The organism is Ornithinimicrobium sp. (assembly GCF_035267225.1).
Lineage (GTDB): Bacteria > Actinomycetota > Actinomycetes > Actinomycetales > Dermatophilaceae > Ornithinicoccus.
This window is the reverse complement of sequence record NZ_DATFMA010000009.1, coordinates 1-3747: the sequence shown is the minus strand read 5'-3', so window position 1 is coordinate 3747 and position 3747 is coordinate 1. Positions and strand designations below refer to the sequence as shown.

The following is a 3747-nucleotide window of genomic DNA, read 5'->3' as shown; positions in this document are numbered from 1 at the left end:
CGATGTCGGACAGATCGTAGTCCTCGAAACGAGGGTCGGAAGCGACGTCGACGCGACCGAAGATCGCGACGGGTTCGACACCGTAGCCCAGCAGCACGAGCGCCTGGTCGGCGAAGGCCGCGATGCGCCTCGGCGCAGACTTGAGGTCGATCCGGTGGTCCGTGTCGTCGGTATAGGTCCACGCGCTCGTGTCGGTCGAGGAGCTCCCACCGACCTGGGACGACGAGTTTTCCTGGTTGGCGGCTCCGCAGGCGTTGAGGCTCATCGAGCCCAGTAACAGAACGACGGCGAGGGTGAGAGTGGGACGAACAGGTGACAGGGAGGGATGAGAAGCCATGCGGCTAACTTAGGTAAGGCTTACCTAATATGCAAACTGTTATCACGAGCTGAGCTCGTGGGGCACGACCAGGGGCGTCGAGGTCTGCGGGTCAGCGACGACCGAGGCGTCCAACGCGAAGGCGCTTCGCAGCACCCGCGGCGTGAGGACGCTCCAGGGGTCGCCGTCGGCGACGACGCGCCCGTCGTGCACGGCCACGAGCCGGTCGGAGAACCGCGCGGCCAGGCTGAGGTCGTGCAGGACCATGGTGATGGTCGTGCCTCGCTCTCGGTTGATGCGTCGCACGATTCGCAACACCTCGAGCTGATGGCTGAGATCGAGAAAGGTCGTGGGTTCGTCGAGCAGGAGGACCGGTGCCTCCTGGGCCAACACCACGGCGATCCATGCTCGCTGAAGCTGCCCCCCCGACAACGAGGCGGCATCCCGCTCGGCCAGGTCGCTGAGCCCGGTCACCCCTAGGGCTTCGTTGACCGCCAGGGTGTCTGACTGCCGCCACGTGCGCAGCAGGCTCTGGTGGGGGTGACGGCCGCGCGAGACGAGCTCACGAACGCGAGTGGCCTGCGGCGTCAACGGCTTCTGCGGCAGGATCGCCATCTGGCGCGCGATCTGGCGCGCAGACTGTCCACGCAGCGGCGAGCCGTACAGACGCACTCGACCGGACGCCGGGGCGAGCAGGCGGCCGAACGCCTTCAGCAGCGTCGACTTGCCGCTGCCGTTCGCGCCGATCAGCGTGGTCACGCTGCCCCGAGCGATCTCGAGATCGAGATCGGAGAAGACAACGTGGTCTCCGTAGGCGAGCCTCAGCTGCTCAGCCTCGAGGGCCGGGGCGGCTGTGCCGGAACTGGGGGTCGACACGTTATGAGGTCCTTTCCCACGCGTTGCCACGGGCTAGCAGCCAGATCAGGTACGGGGCGCCCACCAGGGCGGTGATGATCCCGACCGGCACCGTCCAGGGCAACACCGCCCGGCCGAGGACATCGGCCCCGCAGACGGTGATCGCGCCGAGCAGGGCCGAGGCGATGAGGGGAGGCCGCGACGTCCTGCCGAGACGTCGCGCCACCTGGGGCGCGACGAAGGCTACGAACCCGATGGGTCCGCTGGCCGACACGGCGACGGACGTGAGAATGGCGGCACTGGCTAGCACCACCAGGCGGTGCCACTGCACGTCGACTCCCAGCCCGGTGGCCACTTCGTCGCCCAGTTGCACCACGTCCAGGCTGCCCGTCTGGGTGAGGGCGATCGGGGTGAGGACGACGAACGTGACGAGCGTCGGCCACACGCTTAACCATGAGACGCCGGACAGGCTGCCGACCAGCCATTGGGTCGCCGCTTGAGCCAGGCTCAGCTCGGCCCGGACGAGCAGGTAGCTGGTCAGCCCGGTCAGAGTGGCCGAGGCTCCGATCCCGATCAGGATCAGACGGTAGCTGTCCACGCCACCGGACCAGGACAGGGAGTACACCAGGGCAGCGGTGGCCAACCCGGAGACGGTCGCCATCACCGGCACCCCCAGGCTCAGCACCCCGGCGCTGACGGCATACGTGCCGCCCACGGCGACGATGGCGAACACGGCACCGGCCGAAGCCCCCGCGGTGACCCCGATGATGTCGGGCGTGGCCAGGGGGTTGCGCGAGAAGGACTGGGTCAACGCTCCGGCCATGCCCAGCGAGGCGCCGACCAGGACAGCCGCGCAGACACGCGGCAGCCGCAGCTGGAAGACGATGAACGACTCGCTCGCGTCCCCGCCGACGAACACGGTACGCACGGTGTCGGGGACGCTCAGACCCGACGATCCGGCCACGATGCCGGCCACCGCGAGGACCAGCGTGGTGGCCGCGGCCAGGGCTGTGACGGCAAGCAGTCGCGGTCGGGGCGGCCCGGCCGGGGCCACGGCGAGAGGCTTCACAGCTCGGACACCCGTCCGCGTCGCACAATGAGCACGAAGGCGGCGCCGCCGAGCACGGACAGCACCACTCCGACCGAGACCTCGCTGGATCCCCGCAACATCCGGCCGAGCACGTCAGCGCTCAGCAGCACGGTCGCCCCGACGCAGGCCGACACCGGTAGCAGGCGCGCGTGCGAGGCCCCCACCAGCGCGCGGGCCACATGCGGTGCGGTCAGGCCGACGAAAGCGATCGGCCCGGTGACCGCGACGGCGCTCGCGGTCAACAGCGTGATCGCCCCGAGACCGACCAACCGTGCGCGCAGCAGACTCTCGCCCAGCCCTAGGGCGAGCTCGGGACCCAGCGCCATGGCGTCGAGCGAGCGCACGTTGACCCCCGCGAGCAGTGCTCCCAGCGCGGCCAGCGCCATCGCCGGGCCGAGGCCGTCAAGGGTCCGGCCCGAGAGCGAGCCCACGACCCAGATGCGGTAGGCCGCGAGCGTGTCCTGGTCGGTCAGCACCAGGAAGGAGGTCATCGCCGAGAGGAGCGCGGTCACGGCCGTCCCGGCCAACGCCAGCGGCACAGGGCTGACCAGACCGCGTCCGAGCGCGGCGATGGTGAACACGGCCACGCTCGCGAGCAGCGCTCCGGTGAAGGCGAGCCAGAGAATGGCCAGCACGGAGGTCAGATCCCAGACGTAGACCCCGACGACGACGGCCAGACTGGCCCCTGCGGAGACGCCGAACAACCCAGGGTCGGCCAGCGGGTTGCGGGTCTGACCCTGCATCACCGCGCCCGCGACGCCCAGACATGCCCCGACCATCAGTCCCAGCACCGTGCGAGGCACGCGGGAGCCCCAGACGATCGAGCCCTCGTCGTGGCTCGGGTCGAGCAGCCCGGTCATGACACTGCCCACGCTCAGGTGGTTGCTCCCCCAAGCCAGGCTCGCCATGGCTGAGATGACCAGCGCCGTCGCCAGCATGACGGGCATGGCCACCGGCAGGTGGGTATCGGCCGGCGACCGCTGATCCGCGCCTCGGGGACGCACGCGCAGTGAAGGCACGGGGCAGAGCGTAGCGACGAAGTAAGGTAAACCTAATGTCGACCTACCCGCGGACCATGCCGACCCATCCCCGCATGTGCAGAGCCGAGGTCCTGCGGACCCGGCGGCTGTCCCCTTCGTTCCAGCGCGTGACCATTGCGGGCCCGAATCTGACCACGTTCGACGATGCCGGATACGACCAGTGGTTTCGTCTGTTCCTGCCCAGGCGGCCCGGTGAGGCGCTGATGCTGCCCGATGTGGCGGGCCGGGAATGGTGGCAGTCCTACCTCGCACTGCCCGAGCAGCACAGACCTCACGTGAGCAACTACACGGTCGCCGACCTCCGCCGGGTGTCGGGCAGCGTCGAGGTGGATATCGACGTGGTCCTGCACTGGGACAGCACCGGTCACCTGGTGGGCACGGTGGCGCGATGGGCCGCCTCGGCCCAGACCGGCGACGAGCTTGCCCTGCTGGACCAAGGCGTGCTC

5 protein-coding genes are annotated in these 3747 nt (G+C 69.5%); 1 reads left to right on the top strand and 4 read right to left on the bottom strand.

Annotated features, from left to right (window positions below):
• The 4 genes from VJ976_RS00675 to VJ976_RS00660 all read right to left on the bottom strand — a co-directional run.
• Positions 1-265, bottom strand: a 265-nt coding sequence (locus tag VJ976_RS00675) for a hypothetical protein (protein ID WP_324097913.1), incomplete at its 3' end; no start/stop codon positions are given.
• A 114-nt stretch (positions 266-379) separates the two neighbouring features.
• The gene (locus VJ976_RS00670; protein ID WP_324097911.1) at positions 380-1192 is read right to left on the bottom strand and encodes an ABC transporter ATP-binding protein; all 813 of its coding nucleotides are present in this window, start codon (positions 1190-1192) and stop codon (positions 380-382) included.
• A 1-nt stretch (position 1193) separates the two neighbouring features.
• Entirely contained in the window at positions 1194-2240 is a 1047-nt protein-coding gene (locus VJ976_RS00665; RefSeq protein WP_324097909.1) for an iron ABC transporter permease, read from the bottom strand.
• Positions 2237-3280, bottom strand: coding sequence for an iron ABC transporter permease (locus VJ976_RS00660; protein ID WP_324097907.1), 1044 nt, complete (start codon positions 3278-3280; stop codon positions 2237-2239). The genes VJ976_RS00665 and VJ976_RS00660 overlap by 4 nt, the downstream gene beginning before the upstream one ends.
• A gap of 35 nt (positions 3281-3315) precedes the next feature.
• Here VJ976_RS00660 and VJ976_RS12655 point away from each other — a divergent pair.
• Positions 3316-3747: siderophore-interacting protein (locus VJ976_RS12655; protein WP_414693550.1), on the top strand; the 432-nt coding region annotated here is incomplete at its 3' end.